The 1155-nt window shown below is 63.7% G+C and carries 1 protein-coding gene; it reads left to right on the top strand.

Annotated elements, in window-relative coordinates; all coding sequences use genetic code 11:
• A partial coding sequence (locus IB279_RS36715) for an amidohydrolase (protein ID WP_192341244.1) occupies window positions 1-1155 on the top strand: 1155 nt, incomplete at both ends.

Here is a 1155-nt window from a genome sequence, read left to right as displayed (position 1 = left end):
GCTTCACCGAGCACCAGTTCGCCGAAAAGCGGTTGCCGACGATCGATGAGATCAACGCGGTCGCGCCCGATACGCCGGTGTTCCTGCTGCATCTCTATGACCGGGCGCTGCTCAATGCCGCGGCGCTACGCGCCGTCGGCTACACCAGGGACACGCCGAACCCGCCGGGCGGCGAGATCACTCGCGATGCCAGCGGCAACCCGACGGGGCTGCTCTTGGCCAAGCCCAATGCCGGCATCCTCTATTCGACGCTCGCCAAGGGGCCGAAGCTGCCCTTCGATTACCAGGTCAACTCGACCCGTCATTTCATGCGCGAGCTCAACCGGCTCGGCGTCACCAGCGTCATCGACGCCGGCGGCGGCTTCCAGAACTACCCGGATGACTATGCCGTCATCCAGAAGCTCTCGGACGAGGGCCAGATGACGGTCCGCCTTGCCTACAACCTCTTCACCCAGAAGCCGAAGCAGGAGAAGGACGACTTCCTGAAATGGACGTCGTCGGTCAAGTACAAGCAGGGTAACGACTATTTCCGCCACAACGGTGCCGGCGAGATGCTGGTGTTTTCCGCCGCCGACTTCGAGGACTTCCGCGAGCCGCGCCCGGACATGCCGCCGGAGATGGAGGGCGAACTCGAAGAGGTCGTGCGCATTCTTGCGGAGAACCGCTGGCCCTGGCGACTGCATGCCACCTATGACGAGACGATCACCCGTGCGCTCGACGTCTTCGAGAAGGTCAACCAGGATATCCCGCTTGAGGGCATCAACTGGTTCTTCGACCATGCGGAGACGATCTCTGACCGCTCGATCGACCGGATCGCCGCCCTTGGCGGCGGCATCGCCGTGCAGCACCGCATGGCCTATCAGGGCGAGTACTTCGTCGAGCGCTACGGCCATGGTGTCGCTGAAGCGACGCCGCCGGTGGCCAAGATGCTGGCAAGGGGCGTCAACGTCTCCGCCGGCACCGATGCGACCCGCGTCGCATCCTACAACCCCTGGGTTTCGCTGTCGTGGATGGTGACCGGCAAGACTGTCGGCGGCCTGCAGCTCTACCCGCGCGCCAACTGCCTCGATCGCGAGACGGCGCTTCGGATGTGGACCGAGAAGGTGCAGTGGTTTTCAAACGAGGAAGGCAAGAAAGGCCGGATTGAGAAAGGGC

Source organism: Ensifer sp. ENS06, assembly GCF_014852205.1.
Lineage (GTDB): Bacteria > Pseudomonadota > Alphaproteobacteria > Rhizobiales > Rhizobiaceae > Ensifer > Ensifer adhaerens.
This window is presented reverse-complemented; position numbering and strand designations above follow the sequence as displayed.